A 20705-nucleotide genomic window follows, 5' to 3' on the forward strand; every position below is an offset into this window, starting at 1 on the left:
ATGACCTAAACTGCTTCACTGAGGTGCCTGAATGGCGCTGTGCAGCAACGAAAGTGAACAACGCTATGGCTACCGATTACGACGCCCCACGCAAGACAGAAGAAGAGACTCCCTCCGAGTCTCTGGAGGCCCTCCAGGCGTCCCGCGGCGGCGGTGCCCAGACCGCCGTCATCGACCTCGACGAGAACGACACCGCCGAGGGCATCGACCTTCCGGGCGCCGATCTTTCCAACGAGGAACTGACGGTCATCGTCGTTCCCGAGCAGTCCGATGAGTTCACCTGCGGCTCCTGCTTCCTGGTCCGTCACCGGTCCCAGGTAGCCAAGGAAAAGAACGGCCTGAAGTACTGCCACGACTGCGAAGGCTAACTAGCCCTCCGCGCAAGTCCTGCTTTGCGGCAAGGCAGCCTTCATAGCCAGGCAGCATTCAGAGCAAAGCCACGCGAGGCGCCGGCTCCCGATGGGAGGCCGGCGCCTCGCTTTTTCCCACCAACGCCGTTATCCGCGGTAACGGAAACGTGGAGAAAGGGCCACGAACGTCTCTCGATGGCCTCAAAAGAACGCCGGGAATTACGGCCCCGTGACCCGGTTTTTGCGATACTAACGGTTACGCCCCGAACCGGCCACATCCCTCGTTTAGTGCTTTTGGCGCTCCTATTCTGGAGCTATCCAAAAAACTCACTCGAAAGGGGTGGCCAAATGAAAAAAATACCCGCCTGGCTCACAGTCATCCTTATGGCTGTTGGACTGGGCCTGCTGGCTCCGGGCTCCGCCTCGGCGGCCTCCTACTGCGGGCAGGTGTGGGGCTCGCTGGCGAAGTCAAACCAGACCATGAGCACCGCAGCTGTCACCAATGTCCGCACAGGGCAGCATTACTGCTTCGACCGCCTCGTAATCGATCTCAAGGGCAAAGCCAAGGGCTACAACGTCCGCTACGTATCCAAGGTGGCCCAGGAAGGCTCCGGCCAGCCGATCAAGCTCCGTGGCGGCGCATTCCTTCAGCTCACCATCAACTCGCCGGCCTATGACAACGCCACCGGCAAGGCCACCTTCATTCCGGCCAACCGGTCCGAGGTGACCAAGGTGTCCGGGTACCACACGTTCCGGCAGGTGGCTTGGGCCGGCAGTTTCGAGGGCTACACCACCCTCGGCCTCGGCGTCCGCGCCCGGCTGCCGTTCAAGGTGTACACGCTGGACGGTCCCGGCTCCGGCTCCCGTCTCGTAGTCGACGTCGCGCACTACTGGTGAGCTGCCTGCTGTAGGGGAGCGCAGCGGCTCATGGGACAAGGGGGTCCCCATACGTTCAGTCTCCTGACTGGCAGTCAAAAGCAGCGATGCCCCGCCACCCGGACCGGGAGGCGGGGCATCGCTGCTGCTGCAAGCGGAAGCGCTATTCGGGAACCACCAGCGCCGGGGTGTCCTTGCGGATGGTGTCGCCGCGGAAGTAGCCGGGCCGCAGCCGCGCCATCACCAGCATGAAGACAATTCCGAGGGCCAGGATTCCCACGCCGAGCACGAACACGAGCCCCACGCCGAAGATCTCCGAACCGCTGCCGAACTCCGGGGCCCAGCTGTCCGCGGCCGTCTGGATGAAGACGACGGTGAGCACCAGTCCGCCCAGCATGGGGAACAGCAGCCGCATGAAGAAGTTGCGGACGCTGGAGAACAGGCTGTGCCGGAAGTACCACGTGCAGGCGAAGGCCGTGAGGCCGTAGTAGAAGCAGATCATCAGGCCCAGCGCCAGGATGGTGTCGTTGAGGACGTTCTCGCTGACCACCTTCATGACGGCGTAGAAACCGCCCGAGATCCCGCCCGCGATCAGCGTGGCGAAGCCGGGGGACCCGAAGCGCTTGCTGACCGACGCGAAACGCGGCGGCAGGGCGCCGTAGTGACCCATGGCCAGCAGGCTGCGTGCCGGGGAGGCCATGGTGGACTGCAGGGACGAGGCGGTGCCGGCGAGCACTGCGAGCGACATCAGGATGGCCAGCGGACCCATGACCGGCGAAGCCAGCGCGGCGAAGACATTCGACTGGTTGTCCGGGTTGTTCAGGCCAATGCCGTCGGCGCCGGTGCCTGCCACCATCATGGTGGCCACGATTACAGCGAGGTAGAGGGCCAGGACGGCGATCGCCGTCGTGGTTCCTGCCTTGCCCGCGGTGCCTTTGCCGCCCTTGGTTTCCTCGTTCACTGTCAGGCACACGTCCCAGCCCCAGTAGACGAAAACGGCGAGTGACATGCCGGCGGTGAACTGCTCGAAGCTCTCGATCCTGGCGGGGTTGAACCAGTCCCAACTGAACGCGAGGGACGGGCCGGCGTCACCGGATGCTGCGTGCGTGAGCGCCATGACGATGAAGACGCCCAGGACCAGGACCTGGAAACCGACCAGGCTGTACTGCACGAGCTTGGTGGCGTGCAGGCCGCGGTAGCTGACCCAGACGGCGAGAGCCACGAACGTGAGGCAGGTGGCAATATTGAGTGCCGTGTTGGAGGTCAGGTCCGCGAGTTCGGGGTTGTTGAACACCTGGGCCAGGAAGAGGTAGAAGAAGTCCACCGCGACGCCTGCCAGGTTGGACAAAACAATGATGTTGGCGGCGAGCAAACCCCAGCCGCCCATCCAGCCGACGAACGGGCCGAACGCCTTCGTCGTCCACGTGAACGTGGTGCCGCTGTCCGGGGAGTCGGCGTTGAGCTCCCGGTAGGCGAACGCCACGAGGATCATCGGGATAAACGCGATGATAAAGATCGCGGGCAGCTGCACGCCCACCGTCCCGACTGCGGGACCCAGTGAACTGGTGAGGCTGTAGGCCGGAGCCACCGAGGAAATGCCCAGGACGACGACGGCCAGGAGGCCCAGCTGCCCGCCTTTAAGGCCCTTCCCGGTGATGCCGTGCGTTGCCTCGCTGGCCGGGGAATTCCGGGCGGGCTGGGTGCTCTCGCGCGTGGTTTGGCTCATGACTGGCCCTTTCTAGATGGCAGCGGGCTGCTGCTGGGTGATGCAGTGAATGCCCCCGCCGCGGGCGAAGAGTTCGCGGGCATCGATGCCCACAACCTTGCGCCCGGGATACGCATCCGCGAGGATGCGGAGTGCCTTCTCGTCGTTGGGGTCGGAGAACGTGCAGGCGATGACTCCGCCGTTGACCACCACATGATTGATGTAGCTGTAGTCCACGAAGTCCTCCGGATCCGTCAGGGCAACGGGCGCCGGGACCTCGATGATCGACCATTCCCGCCCGGCTGCGTCCGTAGTGGAGGACAGGAAACTGATGATTTCGCGGCTCACCTCGTAGTCCGGGTGGGCCGGGTTCTGCTGGGCATGGACCAGCACGGTGCCCGGGGACGGGATGGCGGCAACGATGTCCACGTGCCCGCGCGTTCCGAACCGCTGCGAGTCACGGGTGAGCCCGCGAGGCAGCCAAATCACCTTTTTGGCGCCGATGGTCCTGGCCAGTTCGGCTTCGACGTCGGCCTTGCTGAGCCCGGGATTGCGGCCCGGATCCAGCTGCACCGTTTCGGTGACCAGCACCGTGCCCTCGCCGTCCACCTGGATTCCGCCGCCCTCGTTGACCAGCTCGGACACGAGGTGCCGGGCGCTGGACCGGCCGGCCACCTCGGCGGCGACCAGCGAGTCCTTGTCCCAGCTCGCCCAGTCCTGGGCGCCCCAGCCGTTGAAGACCCAGTCCACGGCGCCCAGGGCGCCATTTCCGTCCAGGACAAACGTCGGGCCGATGTCGCGCATCCAGGCATCGTTGAGTTCCGCCGTCAGCACCTCGACGGCAGGTGACAGGTAGCGGGCGGCGGTCCCGACGTCGGACGGGTCCACCACCATGGTGACCGGTTCAAACTCGACGGCGGCGTTCGCGACGGCGGCCCAGACGGACCGGGCGGCGTGCGCCTCCTCCGCTGTGTCCCCGAGGGTGTAGCCGCCCGTGGGGAAGGCCATCCAGAGCCGCTCCTGGCGCGCCGTTTCGGCCGGCATGCGCCACATGCTCATGCGCTGACCCGCTCGGTGGTTGAGCCGATGTCCCCGCTGGTTGAGCCTGCCGAAACCCCGGCGTCGGTGCCGAACGGCTCCTCCGGGCGGACCGGTTCGGTGAGCCGGGCGTAGGTGTCCGGGCGGCGCGTGGTCAGGAACGGGAACAGCGTTAGCCAGTCCTTGCGCTGGTCCAGGTCGAGGTCGGCCACGAGGACAGCCGACTCGTCGCGCGGTGCCTGGACCAGGATGCGGCCGTAGGGGTCGGAGATGAACGAGGAGCCGTAGAAGTCCAGGCTGCCCTCCTGGCCCCAGCGGTTCGGGACCACCATGAACAGGCCGTTGGCGATGCCGTTGCCCACGATGACCTGCTGCCAGAGGGGCTGCGTGTCAAAGTCCGGGAACAGCGGCTCGGAACCGATCGCCGTCGGGTACACCAGCAGTTCGGCGCCGCCGAGGGAGTACATGCGGGCCAGCTCTGGGAACCACTCGTCCCAGCAGGTGGGCATGCCCAGCCGGGCGCCGCCGAGTTCAGCCGGGGCGTGGACCTGGTAGGCGTCCTTCGCGGCAGGGCCTTGGCGGAAGAACTTGTCCTCGTAGTATCCGGCGGTTACCGGGATGTGCAGCTTGTGGGTGCGGGCCAAGAGCTCGCCGGACGGGGACACGAGGATGGACGTGTTCAGGCCCAGGCCGTCATCCGAGCCGTCCGGGTTGCCGGCACGCTGGAAGAGCGAGGCGTGGACGGTGATGCCGTTCCGGCGGGCAGCCTCGGCTGCGAAGCGGAAGGTGGGACCGGTCAGCAGGTCCTCGGCGGCGTCGGAAGGGCGGGGCCGCTCCTGTCCCTGCCGCCCAAGGTCATTATCCGGGACCTGGTCTGCGGGGTAGCGGGAGAGGGTGAGCTCGGGCAGGAACACCACGGTGGCGCCCAGCCGGGCGGCACGGTCGATGCCCTCGTTGAGTTCCGCGCGGAGTGCGGCGGCGCTGCGGTGCCAGCGGTGCTGCACCGCGCCGACCCTCAGGGCTGGACGTCCGGACGGCTCTGTCCGGGCGAGCGAAGCAAGCGCGTTGAGGCAGGTTATTTCGATCATGATAGTGATTTCTCCAGTGAGACGACCGTCACTAAATGAATGACGTTCATTTAGTATGCACGCGCCGCGGGGGTGTGGCAAGGGCAATTTGAACGTCACTCATTTATGACCCTTCTCATTCGGGGTGCGCGAAGTAGTAAGTAAGCTGATCGTGAAATTCTGGTTCCGCCGCTCCCGGCGCCGGAGCGCCTGCGGTAGCGTCGGAACCACTGGACCATTCGAGGAGGATTCATGAAGGCTTCACCGACACTGACCAACAACATGCAGGCCGTCCTGGCGGACCTGATCGAGCTGCACATCCAGGGCAAGCAGGCGCACTGGAACATCGTGGGAACCAACTTCAGGGATCTGCATCTTCAGCTGGACGAGATTGTCGATGCCGCACGGGCCTTTGCCGACGACATGGCGGAGCGCATGCGCGCCCTGCACGCCCTGCCGGACGGCCGCAGCGCTACCGTGGCGAAGGGGACCCACCTTCCGCAGTTCCCCGACGGGCTCATCAGCACCAAGGATGCGGTCGACCGCATAGTCGCTGCACTCGAAGCGGCCGTGGGCACCATGCGCAAGGTCCATGACGAGGTGGATGAGGAAGACCCCACCACCGCAGACCTGCTGCACACCTTCATCGAAAAGCTTGAGCAGTTCGCGTGGATGGTGGGCGCCGAGAACATGAAGGCGTCGGCCAGCGCCACGAAGCCTGACAGCAAGTAGCCAGCGGGCCACGCGCGGCCGGCTGCGAACGGGCAGCCCTGGAGGAATTTCTCCGGGGCTGCCCGTTTCTGTGTCGGCTGCCGTGCGTGCGGCACCGGCTGCTGCGTCGCGGCTACTTCGCGCGCGGGACGCGGCGAAGTACGACGGCGGCGAGCACCGAGGCTCCGGCCATCAGTACCAGCGCAATCGCCGCGGTGATGTGGACGCCCGAATCAAACGCTGCCCGGGCGGCCGCCGTGAGCCCCTCGGCCACGGGGGTCGGCAGTGACCCCGCCAGCTCCACGGCGCCGGCCAGCGTTTCGCTGGCCTGGTCCGCGGACGCCGCCGGAACCGTCTCGCCGACAGCCTCGGGCAGGGAGAGGTGCTGCTGGTATGACGCAGTCAGGATCGATCCCAGGATGGCTGTCCCCAGGAGTGAGCCCACTTCGTAGCCCGTCTCCGAGATTGCTGCGGCGGCTCCGGACTTTTCCGCGGGCACAGATCCCAGAATCAGGTCATTCGAGATGGTCTCGGCGGAGCCCACACCCAGCGCCAGAATGAGGAGGGCTGCCAGCAGTGCCGTGGGTCCGGCGTCGTGATCCCCGAACGCCACCAGGGCGTAACCGGCGGCGCTCAGCGCCAGTCCTGCGGCAACCACAAATCCTGGCCGCACCTTCCGGACCAGCGGAACCACCAGCAGTCCCGCCACCACCATGGCGGTCAGGGCGGGCAGCATTGCCGTGCCGGATTCCGACGGCGACATGCCTTCAAGCAGCTGCAGGTGCTGGGCCAAAAACAGGATGAACCCGTTGTAGGAAAACAGCGCCAGGACGTTGGCCGTGATCGCCGTGCTGAACACGCGGTTCTTGAACAGCGACAAGTCCAGCAGCGGGGACGCGAGCGCCCGTTGGCGGCGGACGAACACGAGGCCCATGGCCAGGCCAAAGGCCAGAACGCCGAGGGACTTCACGCCGGGGCCGTGGGTGGCCAGTTCCTTGATGCCGTAGACCACCGGCACCATGGTCAGCATCGACAGTGCAATGCTGGCCCCGTCCACCCGTCCCGGGTTTGGGTCCTTGGACTCAGGAATGAGGAAGCGGCCGAAGACCAGCGGCGGCAGCATGATCGGTACGGCCACGAGCAGGACCGCGCCCCACCAGAAGTGCTCCACCAGCCAGCCACCAAAGATCGGCCCCAGCGCGGCGCCGCCGGAGAATCCGGCGGCCCAGATGGCCACCGCCAGCCTCCGCCTGCCGGGGTCCCGGAAGATGTTGCGGATCAGGGACAGCGTGGACGGCATGAGCATGGCACCAAAGAATCCCATGGCCGCGCGGCCTGCGATGAGCCACTCGGCGGTCGGGGCGAAGGCCGACGCCGCTGAGACCGCCGCAAAACCCGAAATGCCGACGAGCAGCAACCGGCGGCGCCCGATCCTGTCGCCAAGGCTGCCCATGGCCACCAGGAGTCCGGCCAGGACCAGGGCATAGGCATCCACTATCCACAGCAGTTGCACGCCCGACGGGTCCAGGCTGCGGGCGATCGCGGGAAGGGCAAACGTCAGCGCGGTGTTGTCCACGGCCACCAGGAGGACCGGGAACATGAGCAGGGCCAGGGCGAACCAGTCGCGCGCGCCGCCACCGCTGGATGCATGGTTGGCAGAAGTGCGCTCCCGGGAAAGGGCTGAGTTCATGGTCATGAGGTAACTATACCGTCTGGACGGTATAGTTATAAACCTCGCGGTGTACCGGGCATGATGGAAGCCATGCCAAGAAAACCGGTCGCCCGCGGCGCAGTGCTCGATGCGTTTGAATCCCTGCTGATCGAGGTGGGGGAGCGTGCCGCCACCCTTGACGCAGTGGCTGCCCGCGCCGGTGTGTCCAAGGGCGGGCTCCTGTACCACTTTCCGAACAAGGAAGCGCTGATCGGCGTCCTGCTGGACCGGCTGGACGAGTTCGCGGAGGCGGACGCCCAGGCCATGGCCGCGGCTGCCGAGGGTGCAGCCGCCTACTTCATCAAGTCGTCCGTCTGGGCGGACACCCCGCTGGACCGTGCCATCGTGGCCGCGACCAGGCTCGCCGAGGTGGCGCACGAGGAGACCCGGCGTCGGTTCGCCCACATCCAGCAGCGGTGGCTCGACGAGATCGCCCGCGACGTCGGACCTGCCCTCGCCAAGGCAGTCCTGTATATGGGTGACGGGCTCTACTTCAACGCCATGCTGTCGATCGGCCCCGCGGCAACGCCGTCGGAGACCGCGGCCGACGTCGAGAGCCTTCTTGCCGCCCTCGACCGGCTGCGGGGCTAGGTGCGCGCCACCCTGCGGGGGTAGGTGCGGGGTGCTGCCCGCAGCCGGGGGTGGGTCAGCCCACGCCGCCACAGTTTGCAGACGCGATCGCGGCGTAGGAGAATAGCCTCTGTGACAGCTGTCACCGCTCAACTGAATATGCCTTCGATCTGCGGCGGGAGAGTCCTGCAAGTAGGTACAAGCAGGCGCCGTAGGAGCAAAACCTCCCCAGGAATCTCTCAGGCCCATGTACCGCCGCGGCAAGGCAACTCTGGAAAGCAGCAGGCTGCCCGCATTGAATGTTCCGCCACCGCGCGGGCGGTTCAGGGCATGCTGTGCTCACCGACGGTGCAAGCGGAGCTGTGCGTAGGCGCAGCAACGCGGAAACTCTCAGGTCCAATACAGAGCGGGGAGGAACCCGAATCACTGTGGCGTACCCTGCGCCGCCTTAGTTATGGAGTTCCTTTTGACCGTAGATTCAGCCTCCGCCTCCTTTGTCGACCGGCATATTGGTGCCCGCCGGCAGGCCGACGTCGAAGCCATGCTCAAGGCCGTCGGCTACGAGACTGTCGATGCACTGGTTGACACGGCAGTGCCGAAAGACATCCGGCAGGACTCCCCGCTGGAGCTCTCCCCGGCCCTGAGTGAGGTCGAAACCCTCGCCGAACTGCGGAAGCTCGCGGCCAAGAACAAGACCGCCGTCCAGATGATCGGCCAGGGCTACTACGACACCGTCACGCCGCCCGTGATCCGGCGCAACATCCTCGAAGCCCCCGCCTGGTACACCGCGTACACCCCATACCAGCCTGAGATTTCCCAGGGCCGCCTCGAGGCGCTGCTGAACTTCCAGACCATGGTCCAGGACCTGGTGGGCCTGCCGATCGCCAACGCGTCGCTGCTGGATGAAGCAACGGCGGTGGCTGAGGCTGTGCTGCTGATGCGTAGGGCCAACAAGAACAAGGCTGCCCACGACGGCAAGACCGTCCTGGATGCGGACTGCCTGCCGCAGACCATCGCGATCGTCAAGGGCCGCGCCGAGGCGCTCGGCTTCGAGGTTGAGGTTGCGGACCTGTCCCAGGGACTGCCCGATGGCGACATCAACGGCGTCGTGCTCCAGCAGCCCGGTGTCTCCGGCCGGGTCTTCGACCATAGCGGGGTTATCGCCGCCGCAAAGGAACGCGGTGCCCTGGTGACGGTGGCCGCTGACCTGTTGGCCCTCACCCTGATCACGCCTCCGGGCGAGCAGGGCGCGGACATCGCCGTCGGCTCGGCCCAGCGCCTGGGCGTGCCGCTGTTCTACGGCGGACCGCACGCTGCCTACATGGCCGTGCAGAAGGGCCTGGAACGCTCCCTTCCCGGCCGCCTCGTGGGCGTCTCCAAGGACAACGCCGGCGCCCCCGCCTACCGCCTCGCGCTGCAGACCCGCGAGCAGCACATCCGCCGCGAGAAGGCCACGTCCAACATCTGCACCGCGCAGGCGCTGCTGGCCATCGTGTCCTCCTTCTATGCCGTCTACCACGGACCGGAAGGCCTGAAGGCGATCGCCGAAACTGCCCATGGCCACGCCAAGACCCTGGCCGCCTCGCTCAAGGCCGCCGGGCTGGACGTCCTGCACACCAGCTTCTTCGACACGGTGACGGTTTCCGTCCCGGGCAAGGCCGCCGGCATCATCGCCGCCGCCGAAGAGAAGGGCATCAACCTCCGCAGCATCGACGCCGACACCGTCGGCATCTCCACCGATGAAACCACGACGCCGGCCACCGTCGCTGACGTTCTTGCTGTCTTTGGTGCAAAGTCAGTGGGGTCCACGGGCAGCTTCGCCCTGGATGCCGCCGTCGAGCGTTCCTCCGAATACCTGCAGCACCCGGTGTTCAACACGCACCGCTCCGAGACCCAGCTGCTGCGTTACATCCGCAAGCTCTCCGACCGGGACCTGGCGCTGGACCGCACCATGATCCCGCTGGGTTCCTGCACCATGAAGCTGAACGCCACGGCCGAGATGGAAGCCATCTCCTGGCCGGAGTTCGCCTCGATCCACCCGTTCGCGCCGGATTCGCAGACCGAGGGCTGGCGCGAACTGATCGATGGCCTGGAAGCCGACCTCGCCGAGATCACCGGCTACGACCAGGTCTCCATCCAGCCCAACGCCGGCTCGCAGGGTGAGCTTGCCGGGCTGCTGGCGATCCGCGGCTACCACCTGTCCCGCGGCGATGACCAGCGCAACATCTGCCTGATCCCGGCCTCGGCCCACGGCACCAATGCCGCCTCGGCCGTGCTGGCCGGCATGAAGGTCGTCGTCGTGGCCACCGCCGCCGACGGCACCATCGACCACACCGACCTGTACGCCAAGATCGAAGCCAACAAGGACGCCCTGTCCTGCATCATGATCACCTACCCGTCCACGCACGGGGTTTACGACGCCGACGTCCGCGAGGTCTGCGACGCCATCCACGCGGCCGGCGGCCAGGTCTACATCGACGGCGCCAACCTCAACGCCCTCGTCGGGCTCGCGCAGCCGGGCAAGTTCGGCGGCGACGTGTCCCACCTGAACCTGCACAAGACGTTCTGCATCCCGCACGGCGGCGGCGGTCCCGGCGTCGGACCGGTGGCGGCGAAGGCGCACCTGGCACCGTTTATGCCGGGCGATGCGGCCACCTGGACCGAAGGCAACGGCGTTCCGATCTCCGCCTCGCGCTTCGGCTCCGCCGGCGTGCTGCCCATTTCCTGGGCCTACGTGAAGCTCATGGGCGGCAGCGGCCTGACCGAAGCCACCAAGTCCGCGTTGCTCGCCGCGAACTACGTTGCAGCCAGCCTCAACGACTTCTTCCCCGTGCTCTACACGGGCGAAGGCGGCCTGGTGGCACACGAGTGCATCCTTGACCTGCGCGAACTCACGGCCAAGACCGGTGTTACCGCCGAGGACGTGGCCAAGCGCCTGATCGACTACGGCTTCCACGCGCCCACACTCGCCTTCCCCGTGGCCGGCACGCTGATGGTGGAACCCACCGAGTCCGAGGATCTGGGCGAGATCGACCGGTTTATCAAGGCCATGATCGCCATCCGGGCCGAGATCGACCAGGTGGCCAACGGCGACTTCACCGTGGAGAACAGCCCGCTGCGCAACGCACCGCACACCGCGGCCGCTGCCATCAGCTCCGACTGGGACCGCGCCTACCCGCGCGAGCAGGCCGTCTTCCCCGTGCACACGCTCAAGCAGGACAAGTACTTCCCGCCGGTAGGCCGTATCGACGGTGCAGCAGGCGACCGAAACCTGGTCTGCTCCTGCCCTCCGATCGAAGCCTTCGAGAACTAGATTTCGTCCGGTGGTTGAGCTTGTCGAAACCGCCACCCGCAAAGGATTCCTCAATGACTGAGAACTACACTGCCCTTTACGAGGAGCACAAGAAGCTGGGCGCCTCGTTCACCGACTTCGGCGGCTGGCAGATGCCGCTCAAGTATGGCTCCGAACTGGCCGAGCACCGCGCCGTCCGCAACTCAGCCGGCATCTTCGACCTCTCCCACATGGGCGAAGTCTGGGTGACCGGCCCGGACGCGGCCGCGTTCCTCGACTACGCCCTGGCCGGCAAGATCTCCGCCATGGCCGTCGGCAAGGCCAAGTACTCCCTGATCTGCAATGAGGACGGCGGCATCATCGACGACCTCATCGTGTACCGCCGCCCGTTGGCGACTGAGGGCGCAGGAAACAGCACCGACAGGTTCCTGGTGGTCCCGAACGCCGGTAACGCCAAGGTGGTGGCCGAGGTTCTGGTGCAGCGGGCAGCGAACTTCGATGTCGCCGTCGAGGACGCCTCGGCCGAGACATCGCTGATCGCCGTGCAGGGCCCCAAGGCCGAGGGGATCCTCCTGCGCCTGGTTCCGGCAGCCCAGCACGAGCTGGTGACGGGGCTGAAGTACTATGCCGCCGTCGAGGTTTCCTTCCTGGTGGGCGGCGCCGAGCGCAGCCTGCTGCTGGCCCGCACCGGGTACACCGGTGAGGACGGCTTCGAGATTTTCGTGGAGAACGACGACGCTGCCGCCCTTTGGCAGTCCATCGTCGCCATTGCGGACGAGGGGGAGCTGACGCCGTCCGGCCTCGCCTCCCGCGATTCGCTCCGCCTCGAGGCCGGCATGCCGCTGTACGGCAACGAACTCTCGCTCGACGGTGACCCGTTCGCCGCCGGACTGGGCCCCGTCGTGGCGCTGTCCAAGGAAAGCGACTTCGTGGGCAAGGCCGCGCTGGCAGCCAAGAAGGAAGCCGGTGCCGGTTCCACCACCGGCCGCAAGCTCGTGGGCCTCAAGGGCCTGGGCCGCCGCGCCGGCCGCGGGCACTACCCGGTCCTCAAGGACGGCAACGTCGTCGGCGAAGTCACCTCCGGCCAGCCCAGCCCCACGCTCGGCTACCCGGTCGCGATGGCTTATGTCGACGTCGCCTACGCCGAACCCGGCACGGCACTGGACATCGACCTGCGCGGGAAAGCGGAGCCGTTCGAAGTCGTCGCACTGCCTTTCTACAAGCGCTCCAAGTAGTCCAAGCGCTGGTTGAGCCTGTCGAAACCGGCGGCCCGTCCCCGGCCCGTCGGGGCTGACATCCTCCGCGTGCTCGGTCGCGTAGACGCCCGCTAAGCGGACGTGACGCTCCCTTAGACGCACGCTTCCGGATATCAGCCCCGAGGGGGCGTGTCAGGTCACCTTTGATGCTGGGCAGGACAGAACCGTCGCCGGGGTGAGCGCCTTCGAAAGCCAAAGGTGCTGGGGGAGGGCCGCTGACCGCTGGGTGAGCCTGTCGAAACCGGACGAGTGGGCCTGATTGTGCAAGCTCGATCATTGGGGGTTGAGCTTGCCGAACCTCGAGGCCCAGAAGTCGCCAGGACCCCGCTTTATCTTTCACTGCCGTTGGTTCCGTTCCCGGAACTGACGGCCGGGAACGGCGGGTGAGTGGATTCCGGAAGCGTGCGTCAAAGCGAGGAACGAGCAGCACGCGGAGGAATTCGGTCACCCGCCTCCCAACCCGACCACAGAAGTAACGAGATTAAGGAACACAATGGCAAAAGTTGCCGCTGAACTGCAGTACTCCGACGAGCACGAGTGGGTTCTCCGCGAAGACGGGAACCTGGTCTCGATCGGCATTTCCGCCGTGGCCACAGACGCCCTCGGCGACATTGTTTACGTGGACCTGCCCGAGGTCGGCTCGGTTGTGACCGCGGGGGAGACCTGCGGCGAGGTGGAGTCCACCAAGTCGGTCTCTGACCTGTACTCCCCGGTGACGGGCGAGGTCACGGAGATCAACCCGGTCGTCGTCGAGGATCCGGCCCTGATCAACAGCGATCCGTACGGTGCAGGTTGGCTTTTCAAGGTGGCCGCCGACTCGGAGGGGCCGCTGCTGTCGGCCGAAGAGTACGCTTCCAAGAACGGCGGCGAGCTGTGAGCGCCGCAGGAGCAGCTACGGCTGCCTTCGAGCAGGTAGTGTCCCCGAGCCTGAACGCGGACCTCGCGGAGCTGGACCCGGAGATCGCGGCAAAGATCGACGACGAGCTCGGCCGCCAGCGCGAGGGCCTGGAGATGATCGCCTCGGAGAACCACACCGCCGCGGCAGTGATGCAGGCGCAGGGTTCGGTGCTGACCAACAAGTACGCCGAGGGCTACCCGGGCAAGCGCTACTACGGCGGCTGCGAGCACGTAGACGTGATCGAACAGCTCGCCATCGACCGGGTCAAGTCGCTGTTCGGTGCAGAGTACGCGAACGTGCAGCCGCACTCCGGCGCTCAGGCCAACGCCTCGGTGATGCACGCCCTGATCAAGCCCGGCGACACCATCATGGGCCTGAACCTGGCCCACGGCGGGCACCTGACCCACGGCATGCGGATCAACTTCTCCGGCCGCCTCTACAACGTGATTCCGTACCAGGTCCGCGAAGAGGACCACCGGATCGACATGGCCGAGGTGGAGCGCCTGGCCCAGGAACACAAGCCGCAGCTGATCGTTGCCGGCTGGTCCGCCTACGCGCGCCAGCTCGACTTCGCGGAGTTCCGCCGGATTGCCGACTCCGTGGGCGCCTACCTGATGGTGGACATGGCGCACTTCGCCGGGCTCGTCGCGGCCGGCCTGCACCCGTCCCCTGTCCCGCACGCGCACGTCACCACGTCCACCACGCACAAGACCCTCGCCGGTCCGCGCGGCGGCATCATCCTGAGCAACGACGCCGACGTCGCCAAGAAGATCAACTCGGCGGTGTTCCCTGGCCAGCAGGGCGGTCCGCTGGAGCACGTAATCGCGGGCAAGGCCGTGGCCTTCAAGATCGCTGCGTCCCAGGAGTTCAAAGAACGCCAGGAGCGCGTGCTCGCCGGGGCCCGGATCCTCGCCGAGCGCCTGGTCCAGCCGGACGTCACCGCCAAGGGCATCTCCGTGGTGTCCGGCGGCACGGACGTGCACCTGGTCCTGGTGGACCTGCGAAACTGCGAGCTCGACGGACAGCAGGCTGAAGACCGCCTCGCCGCGATCGACATCACGGTGAACCGCAACGCCGTGCCGTTCGATCCGCGTCCGCCGATGGTCACCTCCGGCCTGCGAATCGGCACCCCGGCGCTGGCCACCCGCGGCTTCGGTGAAGCAGCCTTCGCCGAGGTGGCGGACATCATCGCCGAGGCACTGACCGCCGACGCCGGCACGGACCTGTCCGGCCTGCGCACGCGGGTCGAGGCCCTGGCCGCAGCCCACCCGCTCTACCCGTCAGTGGCACCCCTGAGCTGACCCCTTCGGGCGCCCGGGTCCGACCGTCGGAGGGGGCCGGGTATCCGGCAGCATGCTCCCCACCGTCCCCCTAGCCTCGCAAGCTCGGCCAGGGAACCCGGACGGTGTGGGCCCAAGCACGCGGAGGAACCCGCCCAGGGGCCGCCACCCCGACCACATGTCTAGTTAGGATTGATTATGGCCGTTGGAGTCTTTGATCTCTTTTCCATTGGGATCGGGCCCTCGAGTTCCCACACTGTGGGGCCGATGCGTGCCGCTGCCGTTTTTTCCGGGGAGCTCAAAGCCTCCGGGAAGCTGGAGCGCGTGGCGTCGCTGCGGGTGGACCTGTACGGTTCGCTTGCCGCCACCGGGCACGGGCACGGCACCATGACGGCGATCCTGCTGGGCCTGGAGGGGTACCACCCTGAGCTGATACTTCCCGATGAGGTCGAGGAACGGCTGGCGTCAATTGCGGAGTCCGGAACCCTGCAGCTCGCCGGGTCCGTGCCGCTGCCGTACGGGGTCAAGGACATGGTGCTTCGGCCGCTGACTGTGCTGCCCCGGCACACCAACGGCATGACCTTCACCGTCTCGGACGCCGAGGGCGGGATCCTGCACAGCGCCACCTTCTTCTCGGTGGGCGGCGGGTTCATTGTCCGCGAGGGCGAGGAGGATGCGGCGCAGCAGGAGCTGGATGAGTCCAAGAAGGAACTGCCGCTGCCGTTCCGGACTGCCGCCGAGCTGCTGGGCCGCTGCCACTCCAAGGGCCTGTCCATTGGCGACGTCATGCTGGTCAACGAGCGCGCGTCCCGGTCCGAGGAGGACATTCGCGCGGGCCTGCTCCACATTTATTCGGTGATGGAGGGTTGCGTGGAGGTCAGCCTGAAGCGCGAGGGTCTGCTGCCCGGGGGACTGAAGGTCCGCCGTCGTGCTCCTGACTGGCACGAACGCCTCCTGAAGGAGGACAAGGACCGGGACCCCAAGTATTGGCAGGAATGGGTGAACCTGATCGCCCTGGCGGTCAACGAGGAGAACGCGTCAGGCGGGCGCGTGGTCACCGCCCCGACGAACGGCGCAGCAGGGATCATCCCAGCCGTGCTCTACTACGCGCTGCACTTCGCTCCCGGGATGGACCAGGCGACCCAGGAAGACCGCGACGACGTCGTGGTGAAGTTCCTGCTGACGGCCGGTGCCATCGGGGTGCTGTACAAGGAACAGGCGTCCATCTCCGGCGCGGAGGTGGGCTGCCAGGGCGAGGTGGGATCGGCGTCGTCGATGGCCGCCGCCGGGCTCGCCGAGGTGATGGGCGGCACGCCCGCGCAGGTGGAGAACGCCGCGGAAATCGCGATGGAGCACAACCTGGGCCTGACGTGCGATCCGATCGGCGGGCTGGTTCAGGTGCCGTGCATCGAGCGGAACGCGATCGCCGCTGCGAAGGCCATTAACGCGGCCAAGATGGCGTTGTGGGGCGACGGCTCGCACCGGGTCTCGCTGGATGAGGTCATCGTTACCATGCGCGAGACCGGCAAGGACATGAGCTCGAAGTACAAGGAAACCGCTATGGGTGGGCTGGCGGTTAACGTCGTCGAGTGCTGATCTGCAACCATCGGCCCGGAGCTAGTTGTTGGCAGCCGCCCAGAGGTTCAGGCTCGATGCGAAGACGACCCACGACAGGTAGGGCAGCATCAGCAGGCCGGCCGCGCGCCGGATCGGCCCGAACAGGAGCACCGTGGCGGCGACGGCCAGCGCCAGCGCGATGATGATGCCCAGCGCCAGCCAGAGCGCGGCCGAACCCCACGCCGGATACAGCCCGAAGAACACGGGCGTCCACGCCAGGTTCAAGGCAAGCTGTACGCCATAGAGGATGAGCGCAGCCCTGCGGTTCGGGCCGCGGCTTCGCCAGACGAGCCATGCCGCCACGGCCATGGCCGTGTACAGCAAAGTCCAGACCGGCCCGAACACCCAGTTGGGTGGGGACCACGGCGCCTTGTCCGCCGCCGCATACCAGCCGGTGACGTTGCTGATGGTCGCCTGCGAACCCAGCAAAGCCACCAGGGCCGAGGCCGCCAGGAAACCTAGGAGTGCCGCAAGTTCGACGGCGGTGCGCCGCGGCTTGTGCCGGGCGGCGTCACCACTTGTTCCGTCGCCGTCTACCCCGGTGCCGGCGTCTCTCCGGGCTCCCGCGGCCGGGACGCGGTCCTTGCTTCTCATTTCACTACAGTCGCCAAGGCCGCAGCCGGAGTCAAGGCGGCCAAGTAACCGCAGACGCCCGAGCTGACTGTCAGGCCGGCGTGCCACCATGGGAACCATGGGCGAAGGCTATGATCCTGGCTTCCTGCGCGAGGCCGTTGACCTGCCGGGCCCGGACGCGCCCACGGTCCTCCTGAACTACACGCACTTCTCGGTTCGGCTGTCGCCGGCGCGCAGGCTCGCAGCCGTGACCGGCGTCAACATCGACGGAGAAGCACTGGTGCCGCTGGGGCGCGAGGGAACCTGGCACTACGACCCCCGGGTGCCGCAGGGGCTCCAGACGGGCCCGGATGTGTACCAGCACAACGATCTGGACCGGGGCCATCTTGTCCGCCGCCTGGACCCGGTCTGGGGCGATGACAGCACCGCGCTGGCCGCAAACCAGGACACCTTCTCCTACCCCAATGCGGCGCCGCAGGCAGCTGCCTTCAACCAGGGCAAGGAACTCTGGGCCGGCCTGGAAGACCACGTTCTCCACCACGCCAGCCAATTCGGCGCCAGGATCAGCGTGTTTACGGGACCCGTCCTCGACGCCGGAGACCTGCGGTACCGCGGCATCCAGATACCCCGGAAATTCTGGAAGATCGCGGCCTGGACCATGGACGGCCTGCTGGCCGCGGCCGGCTTCCTCCTGGACCAGTCCCCGCTGCTGGGCCCGGAGGAACTGGCGAGGACCATCAGGGAACGCCTGCTGGCAGACGAACCACCGCCGCTGGGGCCGTACCGGACCTTCCAGGTCCCCATCCCGCAAATTGCCGGGCTGACCCGGATCGCGCTGACGCGCCTGGCCGACGCCGACCGGTTCGCCGCCGGGGTTCCGGAGGGCACGCCGGGAGGCGCCGCCCGGCCACTCACGGACCTTCGGCAGGTGCGGCTCTGACCAGGATCACGTCCCCGCGGCAAGCGGCGCGGGAGGCTGGACGGATAGACTTGAGGCTGCTTCTCCGGCACCTGCAAGAAACGTAAGCGAAGATTGGACACGGCACACTTGCGAGAATTCACTGCCCGCTTTGCCACCTCCGAAGAGGTCGCAAACTGGGACTCCCACGTCACCGCGAATCCGAACGGCGGAAACCTGCTGCAGTCGGAAGCCTTCGCCGAGGTCAAGCAGCACTTCGGCTGGAAGACCCTGCACCTCGTCTACGAAACAGGCGACTACACGAGCTACAACCTGGTGCTGGAAAAGAGCTTCCCGCTGCTCGGCAAGCTCTGGTACCTCATCAAGGGGCCGGACGTGGCCGGCGTCGAGGACATCCCCGGCATCGCCGCGGCAAACGCAGAGTTCGTCAAGCGCGCACGGCTGGGCGTCTTCGCCATCAAGATCGAGCCGGACATCGTCCTCAGCGACGCCGCCCGCGGGGTCATCGAGGAGGCCGGGCTGGTCAAGACGCACAATCTGCAGCCCAACGACTCCACGGCCCTGCTGGATATCTCCCCTGACGAGAACCAGCTGCTCCGCAACCTCCACTCGCGGGGACGGAACGCCGTCCGCCGCGCCATCCGCGAGGGCGTCGAGGTGCACAACGTTGAGCCCAGCGAGGAAAACTTCAAGGCCATGTACGCCCTGATGACCGACACCGTCCAGGCGAAGTCGCAGGTCCGCGTCCGCGAATACGACTACTACCGGCAGTTCTGGACGAACTTCATCAAGCGCAGCCAGGGCAGGCTCATGTTTGTGTACGAAAACGGCGTTCCCTCGGTGGGCGCCTTCGTGATCAACTACGGCCGCAAGGGCACGTACAAGGACGGCGGCTCCCTTCAGAAGCGCAACCAGTACGGCGATTCGCACCTGGTGCAGTGGACCGCGATCAACCAGCTCAAGGAGCTGGGCTGCACGGAATACGACTTCTGCGGAACCCCGCCCAGCGACAAGCTCAAGGACACCTCGAACCCCTTCCACGGGCTGGGGCTTTTCAAGACGAGCTTCAGCAAGACCGTAACGGACTTCGTGGGCTGCTACGACCAGGTCATCAGCCCGCTGAAGTACAAGGCGTGGACTGCTGCCGGCGAACGCGTCGCCCGGCAGCTGTACACGCGCCGCACCGGGCAGCAGTTCTACTGACATCGAGCTGAGCCATCGAATGGCTAAGGCACTGAACTCCTAAGGCACTGACAGAAGGGGGAGCCCTGATGACCAAACAACCCCGCGGCGCCAACCGGCCGCCCACCGACGGGCTGCCCAAGACGGAGCCGCTCACCGCCTCGCAGCTGCACCAGAACGCGGCGGCCAAGCGCATGCTGCGACGCCTGGTGCAGGGGGAAAATCCGCCGACGGCGCCATTGAGCATCGTGGACCGGCTCGCCGGGAGCCCCTACGCCAACCCCATGATCCAGGTGGGCGGGATCGATGAGTCCGCTCGCAAGACGATGGACTTTGCGCTGCATCTTGCCGAGTCCATGTTCCGGTACGGTGCCGGCGCCCTCGAGGTCGAAACAAGCATCATCGCCGTGACGGCGGCGCTGGGGCTGAAAAACATCGAGGTGGACATCACCAACCAGTCCGTGGGCATCAATTACGCAGCCAAGGACCAGACGCCCATCACCCTCCTGCGGGTGGTCCGTTCCTGGACGAACAATTATGCGGGGCTTGCCCAGGTCCACCAACTGGTCACAGATATCGTCGCCGGAGGCGTCGGCCGGGACGAGGCCGTCCGCCGGCTCGACGAGATCGTCCGGCGCCCCAAGCCGTTCCCGCGCTGGATGGTGACAGTGGCGTTCGCGGTGTTCGCGGCCGTGTTCGTGGCCGTCATTGGCGGCGGACCCGGCGCCTCGGCCGTGGCGTTCGCCTCCAACCTGCTCATCAGCCTGGTGGCCCGGAAGCTGGGCCGCTGGCGGACACCTGACTTCTTCATTACGGCGGCCTGTTCCTTTGTGGTGACGGTCATCGCGCTGCTGATGTGGAGGTTCGGTAGTCCCGTGGGGATCCGGCTGGCGCCCGCCATTGTGGTGGTGGGCGGAATCCTGCTGCTGCTTCCCACCGGGCGGCTCGTGTCCTCAGTCCAGGACGCCATCAACGGCTTCCCCGTCACGGCGGCGGGCCGCTTCCTGTCCACCCTGCTGACGTTCGGCGCGGTGGTGGCCGGGATCGCCGTCGCGTTCGTGGTGGGGGACAGGATCGGCATGGAACCGATCAGCGTCACAGAGACCTTCCCGCCGGCGTACCCGCTTTGGGTTCAGGTGATCCTGGTGGCCATCGCGGTGGTGGCAATCGGCGTCACAGAACAGACGGACTGGAAGCTGCTGCTTCCGACGGCGGCCGTCGGTGTGGTGGGGCACCTGGCCCTGATAGGCGGCGAGGCGCTGGGCATTGGCCCGCGGTTCTCGCCGGCGCTGGCCGCCGTCGTGATCGGCCTGCTGGCCCGCGTGGTGGCGCTGAAGATGGGGGCACCGCAGCTGGTGGTCGCCGTGCCGGCCGGTTTGATTCTCCTGCCGGGCCTTACCATTTTCCGGTCGATGTACGTCCTGACCATCGAGGAATCCGAGATCCTGCTCGGGGCAGGCGGGATGCTCAGCGCCGGGGCGATTGTGTTCGGCGTGGCCGGCGGCATTGTGCTTGGTGACACGCTGGCCCGGCCGCTCACGCGCAGCCTGGCCAGCAACGAGCGGCGGCGGTCCCGCCGCCGCTAGGCCCTGCTGGATCTTCCCGGCGTAAGATCTCGCGGGCCTTGGATTTTGCGGCGTCAGATTTTCCCTGCGTCAGA

Annotated in this window: 17 protein-coding genes and 1 riboswitch; of the genes, 12 read left to right on the forward strand and 5 right to left on the reverse strand. The window is 66.7% G+C overall.

Annotated features, from left to right (window positions below; all coding sequences use genetic code 11):
* Nucleotides 1-65 precede the first annotated feature (65 nt).
* Together ACHMXB_RS00085 and ACHMXB_RS00090 are read left to right on the forward strand one after the other, a co-directional pair.
* Entirely contained in the window at nucleotides 66-368 is a 303-nt protein-coding gene (locus tag ACHMXB_RS00085; RefSeq protein WP_102973153.1) for a DUF4193 domain-containing protein, read from the forward strand.
* 330 nt (nucleotides 369-698) lie between these two features.
* Nucleotides 699-1247, forward strand: coding sequence for a hypothetical protein (locus tag ACHMXB_RS00090; protein WP_395401674.1), 549 nt, complete (start codon nucleotides 699-701; stop codon nucleotides 1245-1247).
* Between the two features lie 142 nt (nucleotides 1248-1389).
* Here ACHMXB_RS00090 and ACHMXB_RS00095 read toward each other — a convergent pair whose 3' ends face one another.
* The 3 genes from ACHMXB_RS00095 to ACHMXB_RS00105 are packed head-to-tail and all read right to left on the reverse strand — an operon-like array spanning nucleotide 1390 to nucleotide 5057.
* The gene (locus ACHMXB_RS00095; RefSeq protein ID WP_395401676.1) at nucleotides 1390-2952 is read right to left on the reverse strand and encodes an APC family permease; all 1563 of its coding nucleotides are present in this window, start codon (nucleotides 2950-2952) and stop codon (nucleotides 1390-1392) included.
* 12 nt (nucleotides 2953-2964) lie between these two features.
* Nucleotides 2965-3990 (reverse strand): agmatine/peptidylarginine deiminase, encoded by a 1026-nt coding sequence (locus ACHMXB_RS00100; protein WP_395401678.1) that lies wholly within the window; start codon nucleotides 3988-3990, stop codon nucleotides 2965-2967.
* Nucleotides 3987-5057 (reverse strand): nitrilase-related carbon-nitrogen hydrolase, encoded by a 1071-nt coding sequence (locus ACHMXB_RS00105; RefSeq protein WP_395401680.1) that lies wholly within the window; start codon nucleotides 5055-5057, stop codon nucleotides 3987-3989. The genes ACHMXB_RS00100 and ACHMXB_RS00105 overlap by 4 nt, the downstream gene beginning before the upstream one ends.
* 231 nt (nucleotides 5058-5288) lie before the next feature.
* Between ACHMXB_RS00105 and ACHMXB_RS00110 the strand changes: the two genes are divergently transcribed.
* Nucleotides 5289-5768 carry a Dps family protein gene (locus tag ACHMXB_RS00110; protein WP_395401682.1) on the forward strand — a complete coding sequence of 160 codons (480 nt, stop codon included), beginning with the start codon at nucleotides 5289-5291 and terminating at the stop codon, nucleotides 5766-5768.
* A 112-nt stretch (nucleotides 5769-5880) separates the two neighbouring features.
* On the opposite strand, the gene ACHMXB_RS00115 is transcribed toward ACHMXB_RS00110, so the two are convergent.
* Nucleotides 5881-7437 carry an MFS transporter gene (locus ACHMXB_RS00115; protein ID WP_395405031.1) on the reverse strand — a complete coding sequence of 519 codons (1557 nt, stop codon included), beginning with the start codon at nucleotides 7435-7437 and terminating at the stop codon, nucleotides 5881-5883.
* Nucleotides 7438-7509: 72 nt separating this feature from the next.
* On the opposite strand from ACHMXB_RS00115, the gene ACHMXB_RS00120 reads away from it, so the two are divergent.
* The 6 genes from ACHMXB_RS00120 (at nucleotide 7510) to ACHMXB_RS00145 (ending at nucleotide 16350) form a co-directional block, all read left to right on the forward strand.
* Complete coding sequence (locus ACHMXB_RS00120; RefSeq protein WP_395401684.1) at nucleotides 7510-8049, forward strand: TetR/AcrR family transcriptional regulator; 540 nt, start codon at nucleotides 7510-7512, stop codon at nucleotides 8047-8049.
* A gap of 145 nt (nucleotides 8050-8194) precedes the next feature.
* Nucleotides 8195-8293, forward strand: a riboswitch (glycine riboswitch).
* Between the two features lie 189 nt (nucleotides 8294-8482).
* Nucleotides 8483-11341, forward strand: coding sequence for an aminomethyl-transferring glycine dehydrogenase (gene gcvP / locus ACHMXB_RS00125; protein WP_395401686.1), 2859 nt, complete (start codon nucleotides 8483-8485; stop codon nucleotides 11339-11341).
* Between the two features lie 53 nt (nucleotides 11342-11394).
* On the forward strand, nucleotides 11395-12555 hold the full coding sequence (gene gcvT / locus ACHMXB_RS00130) for a glycine cleavage system aminomethyltransferase GcvT (protein ID WP_395401688.1): 1161 nt from the start codon (nucleotides 11395-11397) through the stop codon (nucleotides 12553-12555).
* Between the two features lie 514 nt (nucleotides 12556-13069).
* Nucleotides 13070-13453 carry a glycine cleavage system protein GcvH gene (gene gcvH, locus ACHMXB_RS00135; RefSeq protein WP_395401690.1) on the forward strand — a complete coding sequence of 128 codons (384 nt, stop codon included), beginning with the start codon at nucleotides 13070-13072 and terminating at the stop codon, nucleotides 13451-13453.
* The gene (gene glyA / locus ACHMXB_RS00140) at nucleotides 13450-14775 is read left to right on the forward strand and encodes a serine hydroxymethyltransferase (RefSeq protein ID WP_395401692.1); all 1326 of its coding nucleotides are present in this window, start codon (nucleotides 13450-13452) and stop codon (nucleotides 14773-14775) included. The genes gcvH and glyA overlap by 4 nt, the downstream gene beginning before the upstream one ends.
* A 177-nt stretch (nucleotides 14776-14952) precedes the next feature.
* On the forward strand, nucleotides 14953-16350 hold the full coding sequence (locus ACHMXB_RS00145) for an L-serine ammonia-lyase (RefSeq protein WP_395401694.1): 1398 nt from the start codon (nucleotides 14953-14955) through the stop codon (nucleotides 16348-16350).
* A 21-nt stretch (nucleotides 16351-16371) separates the two neighbouring features.
* Here ACHMXB_RS00145 and ACHMXB_RS00150 read toward each other — a convergent pair whose 3' ends face one another.
* Nucleotides 16372-16965, reverse strand: a complete 594-nt coding sequence (locus ACHMXB_RS00150; protein WP_395401696.1) for a TspO/MBR family protein — start codon at nucleotides 16963-16965, stop codon at nucleotides 16372-16374.
* A gap of 97 nt (nucleotides 16966-17062) precedes the next feature.
* On the opposite strand from ACHMXB_RS00150, the gene ACHMXB_RS00155 reads away from it, so the two are divergent.
* The 3 genes from ACHMXB_RS00155 to ACHMXB_RS00165 all read left to right on the forward strand — a co-directional run bounded on the left by ACHMXB_RS00155 (nucleotide 17063) and on the right by ACHMXB_RS00165 (nucleotide 20631).
* The gene (locus ACHMXB_RS00155) at nucleotides 17063-17884 is read left to right on the forward strand and encodes a DNA/RNA non-specific endonuclease (protein ID WP_395401698.1); all 822 of its coding nucleotides are present in this window, start codon (nucleotides 17063-17065) and stop codon (nucleotides 17882-17884) included.
* A gap of 108 nt (nucleotides 17885-17992) precedes the next feature.
* Nucleotides 17993-19066 carry a lipid II:glycine glycyltransferase FemX gene (locus ACHMXB_RS00160; RefSeq protein WP_395401700.1) on the forward strand — a complete coding sequence of 358 codons (1074 nt, stop codon included), beginning with the start codon at nucleotides 17993-17995 and terminating at the stop codon, nucleotides 19064-19066.
* A 68-nt stretch (nucleotides 19067-19134) separates the two neighbouring features.
* Nucleotides 19135-20631, forward strand: coding sequence for a threonine/serine exporter ThrE family protein (locus ACHMXB_RS00165; protein WP_395401702.1), 1497 nt, complete (start codon nucleotides 19135-19137; stop codon nucleotides 20629-20631).
* The last annotated feature ends 74 nt before the right edge of the window (nucleotides 20632-20705 follow it).

The sequence above is a fragment of the Arthrobacter sp. UC242_113 genome (assembly GCF_044054585.1).
In the GTDB taxonomy this organism is placed as follows: domain Bacteria; phylum Actinomycetota; class Actinomycetes; order Actinomycetales; family Micrococcaceae; genus Arthrobacter.